Below are 22,160 nucleotides of genomic sequence, written 5' to 3'. Positions count from 1 at the left end.
CGAACGTCCCAAGCCTCAGCCATGGATAACCGTAGGAGCTGGCTTGCCAGCGAATGCAACTTCAAGAGTTGCGCAAAACCCGGGGGCCCCTTCGCCGGCAAGCCGGCTCCTACGGGGGATAGGCGGGGAATGGGGGGAGCCTTCAGCCCTGGAACTCGGGGTTGGCGTAATCGGCCAGCTTGCCCTGGATGAAATCCAGGAAGCACTGGATGCGCAGGGCCAGTTGCGAGTTGCGGTAGTACACGGCGTTGATCGGCTGGCGATAGCCGCTGTTGAACGAGGCCAGCACCGGTTGCAGGCGCCCGGCGCGGATGTCGTCGATGGTCATGAAGTGCGACAGACAGGCAATGCCCTGCCCTTCCAGCGCCAGGTGGCGCAGGGTCTCGCCACTGGAGGCGCTGATGCCCGGCTGGATCTGCCAGCGGTCGCCATGCACATGGCGCAGCGGCCAGTGGTTGAGGGTCTCGGTCTGGGTGAAGCCCAGCAGGGTGTGCCCGGCCAGTTCGGCCACGCTCTGCGGCGTACCGTGGCGGGCCAGGTAGTCAGGGCTGGCGAGGATGTGCAGCGGGCTGCAGCCCAGGGAGCGGGCATGCAGGGTGGAATCCGCCAGCACGCCGATGCGGATGGCGATGTCGGTGCTCTGCTCCAGCAGGTCGATGATCAGGTCGTTGCTGTTGAGCTCCAGCTGGATATCCGGGTACAGGCTGCGGAACTCGGCCACGTAGGGAACGATGGCATGCAGCATGAAGGGCGATGCGGCGTTGATCCGCAGGCGCCCGGACGGGTTGCGCTGGCGCGAGGACAGGCGCTCTTCGAGCTCGTCCATCTGATCGAGGATCAGCTTGGCCTGTTCGAAGAAGTAGCGCCCTTCCTCGGTCAGGTCCATGCGTCGCGTGGTGCGGTTGATCAGCGTGGTGTCGAGCTTGGCCTCCAGCCGCGACAAGCTGCGGCTGACCGCCGAAGGGGTCTGGGCCAACTGCTCGGCGGCGGCGGAAATCGAGCCGCACTCGATGACACAGACGAAGACTTGCAACTCGTCGGATCGGGCTTTCACATGAGTCCTCTGGCGGCAGCGGGGCGACAACGCCCCTGAATTTCAAGGCACTCAATAGTAGCCGGATTCAGCCCGGCAGATTGAACACTGCCTTGAGGTGTTCCTCGTAACGCTGCACATCGCCTTCGATGTTCGGGCGTTTCATCACGTCCACACAGAGGAAGGTTGGCAGGGCGCTCATGCCCAGGAACTGGTTGGCCTTGTGGAACGGGAAGTAGACCGCGTCCACGCCCTTGGCCTCGAAGAAGTCGGTGGGATCGTCGAAGGCTTGCTGCGGGGCGTTCCAGGTCAGCGAAAGCATGTACTGCTTGCCCTGGATCAGGCCACCGCTGCCGTACTTCTGCGAGGCATCGGAGCGGGTCCGGCCGTCGCTGGCGTAGAGGCTGCCGTGGCCTTCGGTGAAGACTTCGTCGATGTATTTCTTGACGATCCACGGCGCGCCCATCCACCAGCCGGGCATCTGGTAGACGATCACGTCGGCCCAGAGAAACTTCGCCACTTCTTCCTGGATGTCGTAGCCCTCGTCGATGTGGGTGACCTTGACCTCCAGGCCGCCCCGGTCGAGCACCGCCAGGGCGGTGTCGTGCAGGGTGGCGTTATAGCGGCCATCGGAGTGGGCGAATTGTTTGGCGCCATTGAGCAGCAGTACTTTTTTCATGATCCAGCCTCATCGGGAACAACCCGTTGCGCATCGATGGCGGCGGGCTGTAAAGATTGAAAACGATGGCGGCAGGTTAATCAGGCCAGGGCCGGAGAATAAGCCCGGGTTGTTCAAAATACATTTGACTCAAACGCACGAATCAATAGTGGATTGTTGCCTTAGAATTTTTGCCGACCTCCCCATCAGCAAGAGTGCTCCTTATGCCCACACCCCAGGCCTTCATCCTTCACGCCAAGACCCGCCCGGAACGGGCTGATGCCTTCGAGGCGTTCTTTCTCGGCCATGTAGCCGCCAGCCGCGCTGAAGCCGGCTGCATCGAATACCACATGCTGCGGGACCGACAGGACCCGAGCCTGTTCATTTTCTATGAGGTCTGGGCTTCCCAGGAGGCGCTGGATAGCCACTCCAGCCTGCCGCACATGCAGCAGTTCCTCGACACGCGCATGGACTACCTGGAGCGCGACTTCGAGATCCGCGCCATCGACATGCTCAGCCCGGCCGCGGCTGGCCGCTGAGCAAAAGCTAGCCGCTGATCAACAAATGCCCACCCAGCAGCCCCATGCCGACAAAGAACACCCGCTTGAACAACTGGGCGCTGATGCGCTGGCGCAACCACTGCCCCAGCCACATACCCAGCAGCGCCGGGGCCAGGGTCAGCAGCGAGGCCCCCAGCTCGGCGCCGCCCAGGGCGCCGCGCCACAGCAGGCCGCCGGCCAGGGCCAGGGTCGAGACGGTGAACGACAGGCCCAGGGCCTGCACCAGCTGATCCTTGTTCAGCCCCAGGGCTTGCAGGTAGGGCACCGCCGGAATCACGAACACCCCGGTGGCCGAGGTGATGACCCCGGTGACCAGCCCGCACAGCGGCCCCAGCCAGCGCTCCTGGGCCGCCGACACTCGCAGGGTCGGCAACAGCAAGCCGCTCAGGGCATATAGCAGTAGCGCCGCCCCCAAGCCCCGCACCACCCAATGCCCGGCGTCGATTCCCAGCCACAGGGAGCCGGCGGCGGTGCCGGCAAAGATCGCCAGCAGCATCGGCCACAGGCGCTTGAGCAAGGCCGGCAGATGCCCGCCCAAGGCCAGTTGCCAGAGATTGGTCAGGGTCGCCGGGATAATCAGCAGGGCCGCAGCCTGCGCCGGCGCCATAGCCAACCCCAAGAGGCCCATGGCAACGGTGGGCAGGCCAAGACCGATCACCCCCTTGACCATGCCGGCCAGCACAAAAGTGCCGATCACCAACAGGGAAAGGGCCATTCCGAGATTCTGATAAAACGCGAGCGAGCTGTTCATGGGCCTATCCTGCGCCCTGCCCGCCCTGCTGAAAATCTGCCATATACTGAGCCAGCCTCTTGCCCGGCAATAGGCACATACAAAAACCTATGGCCCGTACCGCCCCAGGAGCTGGCTTGCCAGCGAAAGCGATTTCGAGATTTGCGCAAAACCCAGCGGCCTCTTCGCCGGCAAGCCGGCTCCTACAAAAATGACGCTCCCCGAGAGATGCCCCATGCACTTCGACCTGATCGACCTGCGCCTGTACCTGAACATTCTGGAGGCCGGCAACATCACCGCCGGTGCCGCTCGCAGCCACTTGTCGCTGGCCGCCGCCAGCGCTCGAATCCGCACCATGGAGGCCTCGCTGGGCATCGAGTTTCTCGAACGCGGGCGTCGTGGCATCCGCCCGACAGCCGCCGGCAAGGCCCTGGCCCAGCACGCGCGAACGCTGCTGCTGTACGCCGAGCACCTGCAGCAGGACCTTGGCGAATACGCCAGGGGGGTCAAGGGCCAGGTGCGCCTGTTGTGCAACACCACCGCACTCAGCGAGTACCTGCCAGAGCTGCTGGCAGACTTCCTGCACAGCCAGCCCCATGTCGATATCGAGCTGCAGGAGCTGGCCAGCCAGCGCATCACCCACGCCCTGCGCCAGGGCGCGGCGGACCTGGGGATCGTCTCCGATGCGGTGGACACTCAGGGCCTGATGACCCGGGCCTTTCGCGACGACCCACTGGTGCTGGTGATGCCCCCGGACCACCCCTTGGGTGCCCTGGCGGCCCCCAGCTTCAACGACAGCCTGGCCCACGACTATGTCGGCCTGGCCAGCCACAGCGCCCTGGCGGTGTACCTGGAGGAACAGGCCCTGCACCTGGGCCGGCGCATGCAGTTGCGCATCCGCGCCGAAGGCTTCGACGCCGTGCTGCGCATGGTGGCCCGCGGCGCCGGACTGGCCCTGGTGCCCCTGGCGGCCCTGCAACGCAACCTGCACCTGGCTCTGCAAAGCCGCCCCTTGAACGAGGCCTGGGCACGCCGCCGCTTGCTGCTGTGCGCCCGCGACTTCGACGCCCTGCCCCTGTATGCCCAGGGCTTGTGCCGTGCGCTGCTAGAGCCTTGACTCTCCCCTTAGGGGCAGACTTTAGCCTTGGGGTTTATTCCTCAAGGACCACGGCAATGAGCAAACGCATCCTGGTGATTCTCGGCCACCCTTCGCGCCACAGCCTGTGCGCGGCATTGAGCGAGCGCTACGTGAAGGCGGCGCAGGAAGCCGGCCATGAAGTGCGCCAGCTCAAGCTCGGCGACCTGCATTTCGACCCGGTGCTGCGCGAAGGTTATCGCCAGATCCAGCCCCTGGAAGAAGACCTGCAGCAGGCCCAGGCCGACATCCTCTGGGCCGAGCACCTGACCTGGGTCTTCCCCATCTGGTGGGGCGGCATTCCGGCGCTGATGAAGGGCTTTCTCGATCGCGTGCTGCTGCCGGGCTTCGCCTTCAAGTACCGCCCCGGCAAAGCCTTTCCGGAGCAGCTGCTAAAGGGCCGCAGCGCCCACCTGCTGGTGACCATGGATACACCGCCCTGGTACTTCCGCTGGTTCTACCGCATGCCCGGCTTGCAGCAGATGCGCCGCACCACCCTGGCCTTCTGCGGCATCAAGCCCTTGCGCACCCTGACCTTCGGCCCGGTGCTGGACGCCAGCCAGGAACGCCGGGCCGACTGGCTGCTGCAAGTGGAGCACCTTGCCAGGCAGTGAAAGCGCCGGATAATGCGCAACGCCGTCTACCGCCCGACGACCCGGTACTGGAAAAGGAGCCTTCATGTACATCGGCCAAGCCGCGCAACTGTCCGGAACCACGGTCAAGAGCATCCGTCATTACGAGGCCATCGGCCTCTTGCCCGAAGCGCCACGCCAGGGTCGCTACCGCCTGTATGACGCGCAGAGCGTCGAGCAACTGATATTCATCAAGTGCGCCCAGCAGTTGGGCTTCAAGCTCAAGGAACTGCAGCAGGTGTTCGCCACCCACCAGGGGCAGGCCTTCCCCTGGGACCGGGCCCAGGCGGCCCTGGCGCAGAAAAAGCGCGAGCTGCAACAGCAGATCGAGGATTTGCAGCAGTTGCAGGGCCGGCTCGAGCTGTTCGAGACCAGCCTGCAACAGGCGCGAGAGGAATGCCCCCTGGGCAGCCGCTAGGACCGCCCGGGCGGCCTTGCTTCAGACCTCCGACAAGCCGGCGACCACCCGCGGCTTACGAAAGCACAGGTAATAGACCAGGGTCAGCAACAGCAGGAACGGCACCCCGAACACCAGGGTCATCTTGAACGCCTCGGTGAAGAAGGTGGTGATCATCACCGCCCCCATCAGCACCAGCCCCAGCAGGGTGCTGTAGGGAAACAGGCGCATGCGGAACGACAACTGCTGCTCGCCGTGGCGCTGGTGATAGCGGCGGAAGCAGTAATGGGTGAGGAAGATCATGAACCAGGTGAAGATCGCGCCGAACATCGAGATCGCCATCATCAGGGTGAACGAACTCTCGGGGTACAGCACGTTGACCAGGGTCGCCAGGGCGATGCCGGAGCTGGACAGCAGCAGGGCATTGAGCGGAATCCCGTTCTTGCTCAGGGCCCCCATGGACTTGGGCGCATAGCCGGCGCGGGACAGGCTGAACATCATCCGCGTGGTGATGTAGAGCTGGCTGTTCATCGCCGATAGCGCGGCGATCAGGATCACGAAATTCATCACCCCGGTGGCCCCGGGAATACCGATGGTCTGCATCACCGTGACGAACGGGCTCTGGGCCTTGCCGGCCTGGGCCCAGGGCACGATGGCCAGCATCAGCGCCAGGGTCAGCAGATAGAACACCACCAGGCGCACGATAGTGGCGCGAAAGGCCTGTTTCACCGCGCGTTGCGGGTCCTTGGCCTCGCCCGCCGCCACCGCGATCATCTCCACGCTCAGGTAGCTGAAGATCGACACGATCACGGCAATCCACATGCCTTCGAAACCGTTGGGAAAGAAGCCGCCGTGAGCGCTGTAGTTGTGCAGCCCGTAGTCGGGGTTGCCAGAGCCGAACACCACGTACACCGCCAGGATGATGAAGCCGACGATGGCGGCGATCTTGATGGTGGAAAACCAGTATTCGAAGTTGCCGAAGGTCTTCACGCTGATGCCGTTGAGCACGATCAGCACGCTGGAGAAGGAGATGATCCACACCCACTCCGGAACGTTGGCGAACCAGTACTTCATGTACATGGCGATGGCCGTGACTTCGGCCCCCACCGCCAGCACGATGGCCGCCCAGTAGGCATAGCGCACCAGGAAGCCGGCCAGCGGGCTGACGTAGAACTCGGCGTAGGCACCGAAGGAGCCGGAGGTGGAATGGGCCACGGTCATTTCCGCCAGGCAGCCCATCAGGATCAGGGTGATCAACGCGCCGATGGCGTAGCTCAGCAGCACGCTGGGGCCGGCATAACCGATGGCGTAGGCGCTGCCCATGAAGAGCCCGGTGCCAATGGCCCCGCCGATGGCGATCATGCTCATCTGGCCGGCGGTCAACTGCCGCCTGAGGCCGTGCTCGCGATTGGATATCGCTTCGAAACCCTTGTTGGAGGTGGTCACTTTGAGTGCCTCTTTATTGTTGTGTGCACGTATAAATCGTTGTGACGGCCCGTCCTTGTGCCGCTGGCCTGGTCGCCGCACAGGGCGGCAACCAGGGGGTGAAACACGTCTCAGGTCACGCTGTGGCGCACCTGGAATTGCGCCTGGGCCCAGGTTTTCTGGTCGAGGATTTCACCGAGGATCTGCACCGCGTCCCATACCTCGCTGAAGCGGGTGTACAGCGGAGTGAAGCCGAAACGCATGATCCGCGGCTCGCGGTAATCGCCGATCACGCCCCGGGCGATCAGGGCCTGGATCACCGCGTAGCCTTCGGGGTGCTCGAAGCTCACGTGGCTGCCACGCTTGGCATGCTCACGCGGGGTCACCAGCTTCAGCTCGTGACCGGCGCAGCGCTGCTCCACCAGTTCGATGAACAGGTCGGTCAGCGCCAGGGACTTGCGCCGCAGGCTCTGCATGTCGGTCCGTTCGAAGACTTCCAGGCCGCATTCGACCATGGCCAGAGAGGTAATCGGCTGGGTGCCGCACAGGTAGCGGGCAATGCCGCTGGAAGGCTCGTAGCGGGTAGCCATGTCGAACTGCCGGGCATGGCCGAACCAGCCGGACAGCGGCTGGGTAACCAGGTCGCAGAGCGCCGGAGCGACCCAGGCGAAGGCCTGGGAGCCGGGGCCGCCATTGAGGTACTTGTAGGTGCAGCCGATGGCGTAGTCGGCGCCGCTGCGGCCCAGGTCCACCGGCACCGCACCGGCCGAGTGGGCCAGGTCCCAGATGCTCAGGGCGCCCGCCTCGTGGATCAGCCCGGTGGTCGCCTGCATGTCGTGCATGTAGCCGGTCTTGTAGTTGACGTGGGTCAGCAGCACCACCGCGGTGTCCTGGCCGATGGCCGCCGGCAGTTGTTCCGGGCTGTCCACCAGGCGCAGGGAGTACCCCTGCTGCAGCAGCTGCGTCAGGCCTTCGACTATGTACAGGTCGGTAGGAAAGTTGCTGCTTTCGGAGACGATCACCCGCCGCAGGGGCGCACGTCCGGCCTGGACCTGCAGGGCGGCGCTGAGGACCTTGAACAGGTTGATGGAAGTGGTATCGGTGATGACCACCTCACCAGCACCCGCACCGATCAGCGGCGCCAGCCGATCCCCCAGGCGCTGGGACAGGTCACGCCAGCCGGCCGTGTTCCAGCTGCGGATCAGGCCCTCGCCCCACTCTTGCTCGATCACCTGCCGGGCCCGCTCGGCAGCCGCCACGGGGCGGGCACCAAGGGAGTTGCCATCGAGGTAGATCACCCCTTCGGGCAGGCTGAACTGTTGGCGCAGCGGCGCCAGGGGGTCCTGTTCATCGAGACGCAGGCAGTGGTTTTTATCGATCATTGGCAGTCCTGTCTTGGTCAATGTCATGCCCACCGGAAGGGGCCGGGCACGGGGTCCTGGAAACCCGAAAACTTGAGAAATAATGGACGAAGACCGGGAGAATTTTCGTGCAAAGTGCAGCGCGCTGTCGTACTAATCTCGAATAAAATTCTAATCCTCCAATAAAAAACGCGGATTTATGCCAACCATGACCCTCGACTCCACGGACCTGCGCATCCTCTACTTCCTGCAACAGGACGGGCGTATCAGCAATCAGGAACTGGCGGAGAAAGTCGCCCTCTCGCCCTCGGCCTGCCTGCGCCGCCTGCGCCTGCTGGAAACGGAGGGGATCATCAGCGGCTATCGCGCCCAGCTCAATGCCGAGCGCCTGGGCATCGAGCTGGAGGCGATCGTCCACGTATCCCTGCGCCAGGACGTGGAAGGCTGGCACGAGACCTTTATCGGCAAGGTCCAGCAGTGGCCGGAAGTGGTGGCCGCCTACGTGATCACCGGCGCCAGCAACTACGTGCTGCGCATCCAGGCGCGCAACCTCAAGCACTTCTCGGATTTCATCGTCAACCATCTGAACCGCGCCTCGGGCGTGACCGACATCCGCTCGGAAATCGTCCTGCAGAAGATCAAGGAACAGAACAGCCTGCTGGACCTGGTGCAGCGCAAGTAAGCCGTCCTAGAACCCGGCCGGTCGCCGCGCGGGGTGACGCTGGGCAGTGACGCTCGGGGTTTCGTCGAACAGCTTGCGGTACTCGGCGGAGAACCGCCCCAGGTGGGTGAAGCCCCAGCCCAGGGCAATCTCCGAGATGTTGCGCGCCGAGCCGTGCTCGAGAATTTCCTGGCGCACGCCATTGAGCCGGTGGCGCTTGAGGTAGGCCATGGGCGACAGGGCGAAGTACTTGCGAAAGGCCTCGAACAGCTTGAAGCGCGAGACGCCGGCGGCGGCCTCCAGGTCTTCCAGGTGCACGGTCTCGCGGGCATGTTCATGCAAGTGCTGGCGGGCCCGTACCAGATAGTGGGGCAGCTTGACCCCGAGCATTGCCCGCAACTCGCTGGAGTAGTTGTTGGGCTGGGCCAGGATCAGGCCCTTGATCAATGAGCTTTCGATTTCCCGGGTGAAGGCCAGCTGTTCATAGAGCTCGTTGCCCTGGGCCAGTTCGCCGATGAAATGCTGCGCCATGCGCCACCAGGCCGCGGCGGCACCGTGCAGCGCATCCATGCCGGGCTCGAAACGCAGCGGCTCCAGCACCGGGCGCTGCAACAGGCCTTCCAGGGCCTCGCTCATGGCCGGCCGGGAAATCACCACCTGCAGCTTGCGACAGTCTCCGGAGATGGCCAGCACCTGGCTTTCGTTGGGGGCGATGATCACCCCCTGGCCGCGGTCCGAGCGCAAGAGACGCCCGTCCTTGCTCAGTTCCTGCTCGCCGCACAACGGCAGGCTCAGGCTGTAGCTGCTGAAGCGCTCGGTGTCCTGGATATCCACCACCACATCGGTGCCGTATTCGATGATGCCCAGGGTCGTGGAACGGGACCTGAGCACGTTGGCACTGTGGTGGAAACGAATGCGTTCGGGGTTGGCGGTTTCCAGGCGGTGAGGCCCACAGATTCCCGCCATCCAGTTCCTGGCCCCTTCAAGGTCAAAGCGATCGATACGAATCTCGCGAAACTGCCCATCAGCCTTGCTATTCATCACGGCGCACCCACGGCAATTTTTATTCAGCGCGCTCTGACGGCGCGTCTTGTATGACAGGGCAAGTTTTGCGCCAGCCGACGGCGCTGCCAACCCAGTGGATAGCAATCGTCGACTAAGTGGATAACCGGGCCCCATCACTCTCATTGGCTGCGCTCACAGTAGCCGATCAGCGCACCAACAGGCAGCCATCCATCGCTTGCCTGCACGATGCTGGGTAGATGCTACCCAGGGGCCTGCTGCTCCATGCCTTGCCGGGAACGGGCAATTTTGTGGATGACCTTGGCCGACTAAGCGGATAGCCGCAGGCCCCCTCCCTCTCTCTAATGACTGCACCCGATTGGCCTGAATAAAAAAGGTACCGACTCATGAGTGGTGCAAGAAACGTCGAGCAGTGGCAAGACTTCATCGGCAGCTGCCTGGATTTTCGTCCCGCGGACGGGGTGTTCCGTATCGCCCGGGACATGTTCACCGAACCCGAGCTGTTCGACCTGGAGATGGAGCTGATCTTCGAGAAGAACTGGATCTACGCCTGTCACGAAAGCGAGCTGCCCAACAACCACGACTTCATCACGATGCGCGCCGGGCGCCAGCCGATGATCATCACCCGCGACGGCGAGGGCCGGCTCAATGCCCTGGTCAACGCCTGCCAGCACCGCGGCACCACCCTGACCCGGGTGGGCAAGGGCAACCAGTCCACCTTCACCTGCCCCTTCCATGCCTGGTGCTACAAGAGCGACGGGCGCCTGGTGAAGGTCAAGGCGCCAGGGGAATACGACGAGGGCTTCGACAAGGCCACCCGCGGCCTGAAGAAGGCCCGCATCGAGAGCTACAAGGGCTTCGTCTTCATCAGCCTGGACGTGGCCGCCGACAATTCCCTGGAAGACTTCCTCGGCGACGCCAGGATCTTCTTCGACATGATGGTCGCCCAGTCCCCCGATGGTGAGCTGGAGGTGCTGCCGGGCAAGTCCGCCTACACCTACGACGGCAACTGGAAGCTGCAGAACGAGAACGGCCTGGACGGTTATCACGTCAGCACCGTGCACTACAACTACGTGGCCACGGTGCAGCACCGCCAGCAGGTCAACGCCGACAGCGGCGCCGGCAGCAGCGCCACCCTGGACTACAGCAAGCTCGGCGCCGGCGACGCCAGCACCGACGATGGCTGGTTCGCCTTCGAGAACGGCCACAGCGTGCTGTTCAGCGAAATGCCCAACCCGGCGGTGCGCTCCGGCTACGCCAGCATCATGCCGCGCCTGGTGGCCGAGCACGGCCAGGCCAAGGCCGAGTGGATGATGCACCGCCTGCGCAACCTGAACATCTACCCCAGCCTGTTCTTCCTCGACCAGATCAGTTCCCAGTTGCGGATCATCCGCCCCATCGCCTGGAACAAGACCGAGATCATCAGCCAGTGCATCGGGGTCAAGGGCGAGAGCGACGCCGACCGGGAAAACCGCATCCGCCAGTTCGAGGATTTCTTCAACGTCTCGGGCATGGGCACGCCGGACGACCTGGTGGAGTTCCGCGAGGCCCAGCGCGGCTTCCAGGGGCGCCTGGAGCGCTGGAGCGACATCTCCCGCGGGCGCCAGCATTGGGTCAGCGGGCCCACCGCCAACAGCGAGAACCTGGGCATCCAGCCGGCCATGACCGGCACCGAGATCACCCATGAGGGGCTGTACGTCAACCAGCACCAGAACTGGCAGAAGTTCCTCCTGGACGGCCTGCAACGCCAGCCCCTGAAACTGCGTGAGGTGTAAGCATGAATGCGCAATTGCAGTACCAGATCGAGCAATTCTTCTATCGCAAGTCCGAGCTTTGCGATGCCCAGGACTGGGACGCCTACCTGCAACTGTTTGCCGTGGACAGCGAGTTCCACCTGCCCCAGTGGGACTCGGAACACGTCTACACCCAGGACCCGAAACGCGAGATGTCGCTGATCTACTACGCCAACCGTTCGGGGCTGGAGGACCGGGTGTTCCGCCTGCGCACCGGCAAGGCGGCCTCGACCATCCCCATGCCGCGCACCCTGCACATGGTCAGCAACCTGCGCATTGCCGAGGGCGACAACGGCCTGCTGCGGGTACGCCTGAACTGGCACACGCTGTTCTATCGCCTGGCCACCGCCGAGGAGTTCTACGGCCACGCCACCTACGACCTCAAGCCCCAGGGCGACAGTTGGCTGATCCAGCGCAAGCACGTGCTGCTGCTCAACGACACGATCAACTCGGTGCTCGATTTCTATCACCTCTGACCCACGGAAGTTCTCCCATGACGCACAAGGTCGCGTTCAGCTTTGCCGACGGCAAGACCCTGTTCTTCCCGGTCAAGGCCAATGAAATCCTGCTCGACGCCGCCCTGCGCAACGGCATCAAGATCCCCCTGGACTGCCGCGAAGGGGTGTGCGGCACCTGCCAGGGCCGTTGCGAGTCGGGCCAGTACAGCCAGGACTATGTGGACGAAGAAGCCCTCAGCGCCCAGGACCTGGAACAGCGCAAGATGCTCAGTTGCCAGACCCGGGTGCAGTCTGACGCAGCGTTCTATTTCGATTTCGACTCCAGCCTGTGCCACAGCGCCGACCCGGTGCAGTTGCAGGGCTCGGTGATCGACGTGCGCCAGGTGTCCGAAAGCACCGCCATCCTCCACCTGGACCTGGGCGGCCATCAAGCGCCACTGGATTTCCTCCCGGGCCAGTACGCCCGCCTGAGCATCCCCGGTACCGGCACTAGCCGGGCCTACTCCTTCGCCAACCGGCCGGCGGCGGACAACCAGTTGCAGTTCCTGATCCGCCTGCTGCCCGACGGGGTGATGAGCAACTACATCCGCGAGCGCTGCCTGGTGGGCGACACCCTCCAGCTGGAGGCGCCGCTGGGGGCCTTCTACCTGCGCCAGATCAGCCGTCCGCTGATCCTGGTGGCCGGTGGCACCGGGCTCTCGGCCCTGCTGGCGATGCTCGAACAGATCGTCGAGCAGGGCTGCCAGCAGCCGGTGCACCTGTACTACGGCGTGCGCCACAGCCGCGACCTGTGCGAGCTGGAGCGGATCCAGGCCCATGGCGAACGCCTGGCGGACTTTCGCTTCACCCCGGTGATCAGCGACGCCGACCCGGATTGGCAGGGCAAGCGCGGCTACATCAGCGAACACTTTGACAGCAGCGAACTGCGGGACCAGGACACCGACATGTATGTGTGCGGGCCGCCGCCAATGGTCGATTCGATCCGGATCTGGCTGCAAGAACAGCAACTTAACCGCGTTCAGCTGTATTACGAGCGGTTCACCGAGAGTAATATCTGATCCCGTCAGCATTCGCCGTGATCGACCCCGATCGATCCTGATAACAACTAGAAGAGAGCGCACATTAGTGGATCAAACCTTGAAGCAGGGTGAACTCAAGCGTGGCTTGAAGAACCGCCATATTCAGCTGATCGCCCTGGGCGGGGCGATCGGCACCGGACTGTTCCTCGGCTCGGCCGGGGTTCTCAAATCCGCCGGACCTTCGATGATCCTGGGCTACGCGATTGCCGGGTTCATTGCCTTCCTGATCATGCGCCAGCTGGGGGAAATGATTGTCGAGGAGCCGGTGGCCGGTTCCTTCAGCCACTTCGCGCACAAGTACTGGGGCGGCTATTTCGGCTTTCTCGCGGGCTGGAACTACTGGGTGCTGTATGTCCTGGTGGGCATGGCCGAGCTCACTGCGGTGGGCAAGTACGTGCAGTTCTGGTGGCCGGAGATCCCCACCTGGGTCAGCGCCGCGGTGTTCTTCGTGCTGGTCAACCTGATCAACATGATGAACGTGAAGTTCTTCGGCGAGGCCGAGTTCTGGTTCGCCATTATCAAGGTAGTGGCCATCGTCGGCATGATCGTCCTCGGCTGCTACATGCTGTTCAGCGGCAGCGGCGGCAGCCAGGCCTCGGTGAGCAACCTGTGGTCACACGGCGGCTTCTTCCCCAACGGCGGCACCGGCCTGCTGATGGCCATGGCCTTCATCATGTTCTCCTTCGGCGGCCTGGAACTGGTGGGCATCACGGCCGCCGAAGCCGCCGAACCGCGCAAGGTCATTCCCAAGGCCATCAACCAGGTGGTCTACCGGGTGCTGATCTTCTACGTCGGCGCCCTGGCGGTGCTGCTGTCGCTGTACCCGTGGGACGAACTGCTGGTGAGCCTCAACGCTGGCGGCGACGCCTACAGCAGCAGCCCGTTCGTGAAGATCTTCTCGCTGATCGGCAGTGATGCCGCAGCGCAGATCCTCAACTTCGTGGTCCTGACTGCGGCGCTGTCGGTGTACAACAGCGGCGTGTACTGCAACAGCCGCATGCTCTATGGCCTGGCCGAACAGGGTGACGCACCCAAGGCGCTGATGAAGCTCAACAAGCAGGGCGTGCCGATCCTGGCCCTGGGCATTTCCGCGCTGATCACCCTGCTCTGCGTGCTGGTCAACTACCTGGCGCCCCATGAAGCGCTGGAGTTGCTGTTCGCCCTGGTGGTGGCCGCATTGATGATCAACTGGGCGCTGATCAGCCTGACCCACCTGCGCTTTCGCAAGGCCATGGCCGAGCAGGGCGTGGTGCCTTCGTTCAAGGCCTTCTGGTCGCCGCTGAGCAACTACCTGTGCCTGGCCTTCATGGTGATGATCGTCGGCGTGATGTGGATGATCCCCGGCATCCGTGCCTCGGTGTACGCGATCCCGGTGTGGGTCCTGGTGATCTGGGGCTTCTACCTCCTGAGCCGGGCGAAGAAAGCTTCGCAACCCGCCCTGCGCTAAGCCCACAGGTTCACGCCACACCCCCGAGCCCGGCCTTATCCAAGGCCGGGCTTTTTTGTCGGCGCCGCCAAAGTGGTCTGCCAGCAAACAAGAATGTGGCTCGAAACGATAGTCCATCCGTTACCTAGAATCGGGCCTCTCCCGGCGTTTGGGCCAGGGAGCCTGTTCCTCGACGGAGAGTGGCTTATGAACAGAACCGCGACAGGCCTTAGACCGGCCGATATCTTCTCTCCCACCGTGGCGGCACTGATCTCAGTGCTGGTGAACTATGGCGGGACCTTCATCCTGGTGTTCCAGGCCGCTGAACTGGCCCGGCTGACACCCGCCCAGACCACCTCCTGGGTCTGGGCCGTGTCCCTGGGCGTGGGCCTCTCCGGCATGTGGCTGAGCCTGCGCTACAGGGCACCGATCATTACCGCCTGGTCTACCCCCGGGGCGGCCTTCCTGGCCACGGTGATGCCCTTCACGCCCTATGCCGAGGTGATCGGCGCCTACCTGGTTTGCGCCCTGGGGTTCATCGTTCTGGGCTGGTCCGGGGCTTTCGACAAGCTGGTGCGCCTGATTCCCAAGGGCATCGCGGCTGGCCTGCTGGCAGGCATCCTGCTGCAGTTCGGGATCAACGCCTTTGGCGGCGCGAGTGCCGATCCACTGCTGGTGATCGTGCTGGTACTGTCCTATGCGGTGCTGCGGCGCTTCACTTCACGCTTTGCCGTGGTGGGCATCCTGTTCATCGGCCTGGCGTTGCTGATCGTCCAGGAGCGGGTCGACTTCGCCAGCGTGCACCTGAGCTTCGCCGCTCCCCTGTTCACTGCGCCACAGTTCTCCGTGTCGGCCTTGCTCGGCGTGGCCCTGCCACTGTTCGTCATCACCCTGACCGGCCAGTACATGCCGGGCATGCTGGTGTTGCGCAATGACGGCTTCCAGACCAGCGCCAACCCGCTGCTCACGGTCACAGGGTTGGGCTCGCTGATCATGGCGCCGTTCGGCGCTCACGCATTCAACGTGGCGGCGATCACCGCGGCGATCTGTACCGGCGAAGATGCCCACCCGGACCCGGGCAAACGCTATATCGCCGGTATCGCCTGCGGCGTTTTCTACATCCTGGTGGGGACCTTCGGGGTCACCCTGGCGACCCTGTTCATGGTCTTGCCCAAGGCCTTTATCACCACCCTGGCCGGCCTGGCATTGCTGGGGGCAATCGGCGGCAGCCTGGCCAACGCCATGGCCGATACGGCCACCCGGGAAACCGCGCTGATCACCTTCCTTGCCACTGCCGCCAACGTCACTCTGCTGGGGATCGGTGGTGCCTTCTGGGGGCTGGTTGCCGGGCTGACCGTGCACCTGTTGATCCTGGGCCCGCGCAGCGCCCTGGCACTGGAACGCACCAAGCCCTGACCGCCGGCGCTGGAAAAAGGCCGCTGGCTAGGGCTTTCCCAGGGCCTGGGCCAGACGCGCCATCGCCGCCTCGATCTCATGGGCGCTCAGGGACGCATAGCCCAATAGCCAGCCCTGCTGCTTCTGCTCACCCGCATAAAGCCGGCTGAGCCCCGGCAACTGGATGCCAGCCCTGGCCGCACGTTGCTGGGTCAGCTCTTCGCTCCAGCCGGGTTCCAGAAGACACGGGACCTGCAACCCGCCGGGTGGCGGCAAGGCCCTGGCAATGCCCGGCAAATGCCGCCCTATGGCCTCGAGCATGGCCTGCCGGCGCCCGGCGTAGAGCTTGCGCATGGCCCGTACATGGGCGTTGTAGTGCCCCTCCTCCATGAACCGCGCCAGGGTCAGCTGGAGGATCTGCGACGTGTGCCCGTCCATGATGCTGCGGGCACTGCTGAAGGCCCCCACCAGTTCGGCGGGCAGGATCATGTAGCCCATGCGCAGGCCCGGATAGAGAGTCTTGCTGAAGGTGCCGATGTACAGGGTGCGCCGAAACGGGTCCAGGCCCTGGACGCAGGCGGTGGGCAGGCCCTCGTAGTGGAACTCGCTGTCGTAGTCGTCCTCGATGATCCATCGGTCGTGCTCGGCGGCCCAGCGGGTCAGCTCCAGGCGGCGCTCCAGGGACAGGGTGGCACCCGTGGGGTACTGGTGCGAGGGCGTCACATAGACACAGCGGGCGCCGCTGCGGTCGGCTCGCAACAGGTCGGTGCGGATGCCCTGGCCATCCACATCAATGGGCACGATCCGCGCCTCGGCCGCCTCGAAGGCCTTGCGCGCGCCGAAGTAGCCCGGGTTCTCCATCAGGATCGGCTTGCCGGCGTCCACCAGCAGTTGCGCGCACAGGAACAGCGCCTGGCGAGTACTGCTCAGCACCAGGATCTGCTCGGGCTGCACCTTGGCCCCGCGTTCCAGGTTGAGGTAGGCGGCAATCGCCTTGCGCAGGGGCAGCGCGCCCTGGGGATCGCCATGCAGCAGCACGCTGGCACGGTAATCCTTCAATGCCTGGCGTTGCAGGCGCTCCCAGACCTCCAGCGGGAAGCTGCGGGTTTCCGGCAAACCGGTAGCGAAGGCCGTGACTGCCTGCTGATCGCTGACCCCACCCCGCGCCAACAGTGCCGCGCCGCGCCGGCTCAGGCCCGCTCCCGGTTCCGGGCTGTGGGCCGGCAACCCTTGCTGGAGCTGGCGCCGGCGGGACGGGCCACGCAATTGGGCACCGATGGTTTCGCAGACATAGCTCCCCGAGCCTTTGCGCCGCAGGACAAAACCGTCGCGCTGCAACTGCACATAGGCGTTTTCCACGGTGTCGCGCGATACCGCCAGCGACTTGGCCAGGGCCCGGGTCGCCGGCAGCTTCACGCCGGGGCCCAGGGCGCCGTCGAGGATCAGCCCGCGCAAGGCGCGCTGGATGCGCTGGTGCAGGTCCAGAGGGCGGAACTCGGGATCGCTGAGCCGCATCTTGAGGGTTTCAAGCTCGAAGGTCCGGGACATGTGGTCTGCCTCAGAGAGTAAAAATGGTGCACCGAAGGCGGCCACCTTATCCCCCGAGCGCAACTGCCGCCAGCGCCCGCTGCTCTCTAACGACCTCTGTAGCCGCTGCCGCAGGCTGCGATAAGGTCCGGAGGACCTTCCAGACCTCAAGAACGCGTCTGCTGCGCTGCCGATCGCAGTCTGCGGCAGCGGCCGCACTCTGGGAGTCAGTCACCGGCAGGCACATGAAAACGCCCCGGCAGGCGGGGCGTTTTCGGGTCAGAGCGAGGAGCGCACTCGCCACAGTTCGGGAAACAGCACGGTGTCGAGCATCTTGCGCAGGTAGCCCACGCCTTCGGTGCCGCCGGTACCGGGCTGGAAGCCGATGATGCGCTCCACCGTGGTCACATGGCGAAAGCGCCACTGGCGGAAGGAATCTTCCAGGTCGATGAACTTCTCCGCCAACTGGTACAGGTCCCAATAGGCCGAAGGGTTGGCGTAGACCTCGCGCCAGGCCGCTTCCACCGACGGGTCATGCTGAGTCGTGGTGGTGCTATCCAGTGCCAGGCGCGCAGGGTCGATGCTCAAGCCGCTGCGGGCCATCAGGGCAATCGCCTCGTCATACATGGACGGGGTGGCAATCGACGCTTCCAGCGATTGCAACAGTTCGGGACGATGGGCATGGGGCCGCAGCAGGGCCGCGCTCTTGTTGCCGAGGATGAATTCGATCTCCCGATACTGGAACGACTGGAAGCCCGAGGACTGGCCCAGGTAAGGCCGGATCGACTTGTACTCGGACGGCGTCATGGTGGCCAGCACCGCCCAGGCGTGCACCAGTTGATCGAAAATCCGCGAAACCCGCGCCAGCATCTTGAACGCCGGCGGCAACTGGCCCTGGCGCACATGCTCGCGGGCCGCCTTGAGCTCGTGCAGCATCAGCTTCATCCATAGCTCCGAGGTCTGGTGCTGGATGATGAAGAGCATCTCGTTGTGGTCCGGCGACAGGGGGTGCTGGGCGCTGAGGATGCGCCCCAGGTCCAGGTAGTCGCCGTAGCTCATGGAGTCGGAAAAATTCAGCTCGGCGTTATGCCACTCAGCCGGCGGATTGCTTGAAAAGGGACATTGGCTCATCGCGTGGGCTCCTCGCCTCAGGCAGCGGTTGCCCATCGCTGGCTGCGCACCCCGGATCGGGATGCACAACGGCGCGAAGGGCCAGCTGTGTATTTATTGTAGGAATGAATCGGCCAGGGGGCGCAGGATCGCCCGCACCGGACTGGCGTCCAGGTGAGCGAAGCGCAGTGGCAGGGCAATCAGTTCGTAGTCGCCTTCGGCAACCTCATCGAGAACCACGCCTTCGAGGATCGCCATGCCATGGCGGGCCACGGTGTTGTGGGCGTCCATGGTCTTGGACTGCTGGGGGTCGAGGGACGGGGTGTCGATGCCGATCAGGCGCACGCCGAGGCTGGCCAGCAGCTCGACAGTGGCTGGAGCAACGGCAGTAAAGTCCGGGTCCCAGGCACTCAGCGGAGCCTGTGGATAAGTACGCAGCAACACTCGCGCAGGCAAGTTTTCGAGGCGCCCGAGCAACGCCTCGGGCTGCACCAGAGCACCGCTGTCCAGGCAGTGCAGGACCCGGCACGGGCCCATGTAGACATCCAGCGGCACTTCACCGATGGGCAGGCCGTCCGGCCGGTAATGCAGGGGCGCATCGACATGGGCACCGGTGTGGGGCGACAGGGTCACCCGCCCGACATTCACCGGGCACTCGGGGCCGAACTGCCAGACGCGCTCCTCCTGGAACGGCGTATCTCCCGGCCAGGTCGGGGTTGCGGTACTCAACGGCGGGCTGATATCCCACCAGCGTGGTGTATTTTCCATTCGTGCGGCTCTTAGGTCACTCCGAGCTGAATGATACGAGCGAAACCGGTAAAGATTCTTGCGAAATAACTCGGGCAGCCGCGGATATTTCGCAATTACTGCTAACAAAGCCCTGTTTGCCGAATGAATCTTGCAACCGCCACGCCTCTTCCCGGCCCTGCGCCCAGCCACCTCGACTCGGGGCCGCGCTGCGCTTCTGGATACCCCGAGGTCGAGTACAGACAACCCCCTGCCCGCCAGGCGCTATAGGGTGCGGCTTCAGTTCTCTGCCTGCTAGGAGCACAGCATGTCCCAACCCATCACCGTTCTTCGCGACACTCATCCGCTGCCGGTGCTCGACGCCTGCAAGTGGGAAAAACTCCAGGGCGATCCGCACACCGTCAACCTCAACGCCTACACCAGCGAGGATGGCAGCAAGATCATGGGCACCTGGATCTGCACCCCGGGCAAATGGCGGGTGGCCTATGAAAAGTGGGAGTACTGCCATTTCCAGGAAGGCTATTGCGTGATCACCCCGGACGGCCGCGACCCCATCCACCTGCGCGCCGGCGATATCTTCGTGGTGGAGCCCGGGATGAAAGGCACCTGGGAAGTGGTGGAAACCGTGCGCAAGTACTTCGTCTTCGCCTGAGTCCTCCCTCGATACCGGGAGCCCGCGCCAGCCGGGCTCCCCTGGCCGTGTTGCGATTCAAGCCAGCGCCTTTTGCCAAATGTCTATATAATCACTGCCAAATGGCAAAAGGCAGGAGCAGCACTCATGGTCGCGCTGACAGGCACCGGCCTCGTTCCCAAGCGGCGAGGCAAACTGGTATTGAAAGAGCAGTCCTCGGACATCCTTCTGGGTGGCCGGGCACGCTTTGACGATCGTATCTCGATCTATCGCCTGACCGAGGAGGGCATCCCGCTGACGGCGATCATCAAGTTCGTCTCCTCGGTGCCCATGCTCAAGGACGAACAGGTCCTGGCCAAGATCATCGGCCTTTCCGAACGCACCCTGCACCGGCGCCTGAAAACCCCGGACGAGCCGCTGAACCCGGAACAGAGCGCCCGTGCGGTGCGCTTCGCCCAGGTGCTGGCCAAGGCCGAGGACATCTTCGGCAGCAGTGAAGAGGCCCAGGAGTGGATGGCCAAGCCGGTGATGGGCCTGGACGGCCACAAACCGGTGGACCTGCTGACCAACCCCATCGGTTTCGAACTGGTGGACGAGTTCCTCACCCGCCTGGAATACGGGGTCTATCAGTGATCAGTGTGCCGGGCAGCAGCACCCTTCACTTCTGGCGGCTGGACGCCGCCCGGCACGCCGACAGCTGGGACAGCGGCATTGGCGCCGAACTGTGTGGCGGCCGCTGGAACTCCAAGGGCGTGAAGGCGGTGTACGCCAGCGCCGACCCGGCCACGGCGATTCTGGAAGTGGCGGTGCACAAGGGTTTTGCCGCCCTGGACAGCGTGCCCCATGTACTCACCGGCGCCCTGATCCAGGACCCGACCGCCATCTACCGAGTCGATGAAAACCGTATTCCCAACCCCAACTGGCTGGTGCCGGGGATTCCCAGCGCCGGCCAGCAGAAGTTCGCCGATCAGTTGCTGGCGGACCACCCTTTCGTGCTGGTGCCCTCGTCGGTTTCCCGGCACAGCTGGAATATCCTGATCAATCCGCTGCTGGCCAAGGGGCTGTACCAGGTGGTGATCCAGGAACGCTTCGGCCTCGACACCCGCCTCAACCCTCCCTCCGGCACCGTTGCCAGCCGGCCGAACTGAGCCGGGCAAAAAAAGCGGGAACCTGCCCGACGCAGGTTCCCGCAAATGCCCCGGCTGAAGGGGCTGCATTCAATGACGCGTGGAGCCGCTGCTGAGCCCGCGAAGCTGCGAAAAGGACCGAAGGGCCTTGCCTGGCGATATCCAGACAAACCTCTGCCGGGTTTGAGACCGCTGCGTCTCCTGCGGAGCCGTCGCAGCCTGCGGCAGCGGCTACATCGCCCCTTGTAGCCGCTGCTGAGCCGCAGGACCTTGTTTGGCGATACCCAGAGAGACCACTGGCGGCGTTCAGATTGCCGCGCAAACCCGCCAGCGCCCCCTCCCTACAAGCGACGCCTTACTGCGGCTTGCGGTAGCTGTTGACGATGGCCGAGAAGTCCTTGCCACCTTCCCCACGCTGGCTCATGGCCTGGTACAGCTGCTGGGCCACGGCACCGAGCACCACCGGCTGGTGGGCCTGGCGCGCGGCTTCGGTGGCCAGCCCCAGGTCCTTGAGCATCAGCTCGGCACCAAAGCCTCCGGTGTAGCCGCGGGACGCCGGGGCGGTCTCAATCACGCCCGGCCACGGGTTGTAGGTGTCGGAACTCCAGCACCGACCGGTGGAGCTATTGATGATCCCCGCCAGCACTTGGGTGTCGATGCCCAGGGCATCCCCCAGGGCCATGGCTTCGCTGACGCCGATCATCGAAATCCCCAGCAGCAGGTTGTTGCAGATCTTGGCGATCTGCCCGGTGCCCACTTCACCGCAGTGCACGATGTTGCGGCCCATCTGCGCCAGCACCGGTTGCAGGGTGGCGAACAGTTCGGCGCTGGCGCCGACCATGAAGGTCAGGGTCCCGGCCTGGGCACCGCCGGTGCCACCGGATACCGGTGCATCGGCCATGGCCACGCCCTGCTTGGCGGCGGCTGCGGCCACTTCACGGGCGGTCTGTGGGTCGATGGTGCTGCAATCCACCGCCGGAACGCCGCGGCCAATACCCGCCAGCACCCCATCCTCGCCCAGCCAGACGCTGCGCACATGGGCCGCAGCGGGGAGCATGGTGATCACCAGTTCGGCGCCTTCGGCAGCGGCCTTGGGCGAAGCACTGATACGCCCGCCCAGTTGCGCCAGCTCGGCCAGCACGCTCTGGTTGAGATCGAACAGGTTCAACTGATGGCCGGCCTTGATCAGGTTGCGGGCCATGGGCGCGCCCATGTTGCCCAGGCCGATAAATGCAATGTTCATGTCAGGCTC

General features: G+C 64.3%; 23 protein-coding genes. 13 read left to right on the top strand and 10 right to left on the bottom strand.

Annotated features, from left to right (window positions below):
• Positions 1-142: 142 nt before the first annotated feature.
• Together KI242_RS03945 and KI242_RS03940 are read right to left on the bottom strand one after the other, a co-directional pair.
• Positions 143-1,054 (bottom strand): LysR family transcriptional regulator, encoded by a 912-nt coding sequence (locus KI242_RS03945; RefSeq protein WP_011059134.1) that lies wholly within the window; start codon positions 1,052-1,054, stop codon positions 143-145.
• Between the two features lie 67 nt (positions 1,055-1,121).
• A complete protein-coding gene (locus KI242_RS03940) occupies positions 1,122-1,712 on the bottom strand; it encodes an NAD(P)H-dependent oxidoreductase (protein ID WP_015634065.1) in 591 nt (196 codons plus the stop codon).
• A gap of 203 nt (positions 1,713-1,915) precedes the next feature.
• Between KI242_RS03940 and KI242_RS03935 the strand changes: the two genes are divergently transcribed.
• Positions 1,916-2,230 (top strand): putative quinol monooxygenase, encoded by a 315-nt coding sequence (locus KI242_RS03935; RefSeq protein ID WP_015634064.1) that lies wholly within the window; start codon positions 1,916-1,918, stop codon positions 2,228-2,230.
• Positions 2,231-2,237: 7 nt separating this feature from the next.
• On the opposite strand, the gene KI242_RS03930 is transcribed toward KI242_RS03935, so the two are convergent.
• Positions 2,238-3,002 carry a sulfite exporter TauE/SafE family protein gene (locus tag KI242_RS03930; RefSeq protein WP_019095170.1) on the bottom strand — a complete coding sequence of 255 codons (765 nt, stop codon included), beginning with the start codon at positions 3,000-3,002 and terminating at the stop codon, positions 2,238-2,240.
• A gap of 214 nt (positions 3,003-3,216) precedes the next feature.
• On the opposite strand from KI242_RS03930, the gene KI242_RS03925 reads away from it, so the two are divergent.
• The 3 genes from KI242_RS03925 (at position 3,217) to KI242_RS03915 (ending at position 5,166) form a co-directional block, all read left to right on the top strand.
• On the top strand, positions 3,217-4,098 hold the full coding sequence (locus tag KI242_RS03925; protein ID WP_212805913.1) for a LysR substrate-binding domain-containing protein: 882 nt from the start codon (positions 3,217-3,219) through the stop codon (positions 4,096-4,098).
• 56 nt (positions 4,099-4,154) lie between these two features.
• A complete protein-coding gene (locus KI242_RS03920; protein WP_053156272.1) occupies positions 4,155-4,730 on the top strand; it encodes an NAD(P)H-dependent oxidoreductase in 576 nt (191 codons plus the stop codon).
• Between the two features lie 64 nt (positions 4,731-4,794).
• Positions 4,795-5,166, top strand: a complete 372-nt coding sequence (locus KI242_RS03915; RefSeq protein WP_019095167.1) for a MerR family transcriptional regulator — start codon at positions 4,795-4,797, stop codon at positions 5,164-5,166.
• Between the two features lie 21 nt (positions 5,167-5,187).
• Here KI242_RS03915 and KI242_RS03910 read toward each other — a convergent pair whose 3' ends face one another.
• Positions 5,188-6,591: an amino acid permease gene (locus tag KI242_RS03910; protein ID WP_011059127.1), complete on the bottom strand. Its 1,404-nt coding sequence runs from the start codon at positions 6,589-6,591 to the stop codon at positions 5,188-5,190.
• Between the two features lie 110 nt (positions 6,592-6,701).
• A complete protein-coding gene (gene kynU, locus KI242_RS03905; protein ID WP_072442957.1) occupies positions 6,702-7,952 on the bottom strand; it encodes a kynureninase in 1,251 nt (416 codons plus the stop codon).
• A 187-nt stretch (positions 7,953-8,139) separates the two neighbouring features.
• Here kynU and KI242_RS03900 point away from each other — a divergent pair, with 187 nt between their 5' ends.
• Positions 8,140-8,613: an Lrp/AsnC family transcriptional regulator gene (locus tag KI242_RS03900; protein ID WP_011059125.1), complete on the top strand. Its 474-nt coding sequence runs from the start codon at positions 8,140-8,142 to the stop codon at positions 8,611-8,613.
• 6 nt (positions 8,614-8,619) lie between these two features.
• Here KI242_RS03900 and KI242_RS03895 read toward each other — a convergent pair whose 3' ends face one another.
• On the bottom strand, positions 8,620-9,633 hold the full coding sequence (locus KI242_RS03895) for a helix-turn-helix domain-containing protein (protein ID WP_011059124.1): 1,014 nt from the start codon (positions 9,631-9,633) through the stop codon (positions 8,620-8,622).
• 368 nt (positions 9,634-10,001) lie between these two features.
• Between KI242_RS03895 and antA the strand changes: the two genes are divergently transcribed.
• From antA to KI242_RS03870, 5 genes are all read left to right on the top strand, one after another.
• On the top strand, positions 10,002-11,390 hold the full coding sequence (antA, locus tag KI242_RS03890) for an anthranilate 1,2-dioxygenase large subunit (protein ID WP_212805912.1): 1,389 nt from the start codon (positions 10,002-10,004) through the stop codon (positions 11,388-11,390).
• Between the two features lie 2 nt (positions 11,391-11,392).
• A complete protein-coding gene (gene antB / locus KI242_RS03885; RefSeq protein WP_041115817.1) occupies positions 11,393-11,884 on the top strand; it encodes an anthranilate 1,2-dioxygenase small subunit in 492 nt (163 codons plus the stop codon).
• A gap of 17 nt (positions 11,885-11,901) precedes the next feature.
• Positions 11,902-12,924, top strand: coding sequence for an anthranilate 1,2-dioxygenase electron transfer component AntC (gene antC / locus KI242_RS03880; RefSeq protein WP_210457625.1), 1,023 nt, complete (start codon positions 11,902-11,904; stop codon positions 12,922-12,924).
• 67 nt (positions 12,925-12,991) lie between these two features.
• Entirely contained in the window at positions 12,992-14,392 is a 1,401-nt protein-coding gene (locus KI242_RS03875; RefSeq protein WP_011059120.1) for an amino acid permease, read from the top strand.
• Positions 14,393-14,578: 186 nt separating this feature from the next.
• The gene (locus tag KI242_RS03870) at positions 14,579-15,787 is read left to right on the top strand and encodes a benzoate/H(+) symporter BenE family transporter (RefSeq protein ID WP_212805911.1); all 1,209 of its coding nucleotides are present in this window, start codon (positions 14,579-14,581) and stop codon (positions 15,785-15,787) included.
• A gap of 27 nt (positions 15,788-15,814) precedes the next feature.
• On the opposite strand, the gene KI242_RS03865 is transcribed toward KI242_RS03870, so the two are convergent.
• The 3 genes from KI242_RS03865 to kynB all read right to left on the bottom strand — a co-directional run bounded on the left by KI242_RS03865 (position 15,815) and on the right by kynB (position 19,171).
• Positions 15,815-17,314 carry a PLP-dependent aminotransferase family protein gene (locus tag KI242_RS03865; protein WP_169893826.1) on the bottom strand — a complete coding sequence of 500 codons (1,500 nt, stop codon included), beginning with the start codon at positions 17,312-17,314 and terminating at the stop codon, positions 15,815-15,817.
• Positions 17,315-17,572: 258 nt separating this feature from the next.
• The gene (gene kynA / locus KI242_RS03860; protein WP_011059117.1) at positions 17,573-18,424 is read right to left on the bottom strand and encodes a tryptophan 2,3-dioxygenase; all 852 of its coding nucleotides are present in this window, start codon (positions 18,422-18,424) and stop codon (positions 17,573-17,575) included.
• A gap of 93 nt (positions 18,425-18,517) precedes the next feature.
• Complete coding sequence (kynB, locus tag KI242_RS03855) at positions 18,518-19,171, bottom strand: arylformamidase (RefSeq protein WP_015634049.1); 654 nt, start codon at positions 19,169-19,171, stop codon at positions 18,518-18,520.
• A gap of 286 nt (positions 19,172-19,457) precedes the next feature.
• On the opposite strand from kynB, the gene KI242_RS03850 reads away from it, so the two are divergent.
• The 3 genes from KI242_RS03850 (at position 19,458) to KI242_RS03840 (ending at position 20,929) form a co-directional block, all read left to right on the top strand.
• Complete coding sequence (locus KI242_RS03850; RefSeq protein ID WP_011059115.1) at positions 19,458-19,802, top strand: cupin domain-containing protein; 345 nt, start codon at positions 19,458-19,460, stop codon at positions 19,800-19,802.
• A gap of 126 nt (positions 19,803-19,928) precedes the next feature.
• Positions 19,929-20,414 carry an antitoxin Xre/MbcA/ParS toxin-binding domain-containing protein gene (locus KI242_RS03845; RefSeq protein ID WP_015634047.1) on the top strand — a complete coding sequence of 162 codons (486 nt, stop codon included), beginning with the start codon at positions 19,929-19,931 and terminating at the stop codon, positions 20,412-20,414.
• Entirely contained in the window at positions 20,411-20,929 is a 519-nt protein-coding gene (locus KI242_RS03840; protein WP_011059113.1) for an RES domain-containing protein, read from the top strand. Before KI242_RS03845 ends, KI242_RS03840 begins: the two co-directional genes overlap by 4 nt.
• A gap of 334 nt (positions 20,930-21,263) precedes the next feature.
• Here KI242_RS03840 and mmsB read toward each other — a convergent pair whose 3' ends face one another.
• Positions 21,264-22,151 carry a 3-hydroxyisobutyrate dehydrogenase gene (mmsB, locus tag KI242_RS03835; protein WP_053156260.1) on the bottom strand — a complete coding sequence of 296 codons (888 nt, stop codon included), beginning with the start codon at positions 22,149-22,151 and terminating at the stop codon, positions 21,264-21,266.
• Between the last annotated feature and the right edge of the window lie 9 nt (positions 22,152-22,160).

This window comes from Pseudomonas sp. Eqa60, from assembly GCF_018326405.1.
Classification (GTDB): domain Bacteria; phylum Pseudomonadota; class Gammaproteobacteria; order Pseudomonadales; family Pseudomonadaceae; genus Aquipseudomonas; species Aquipseudomonas protegens.
The sequence above is the reverse complement of the archived record's forward strand: the minus strand, read 5'-3'. Positions and strand labels throughout refer to the sequence as shown.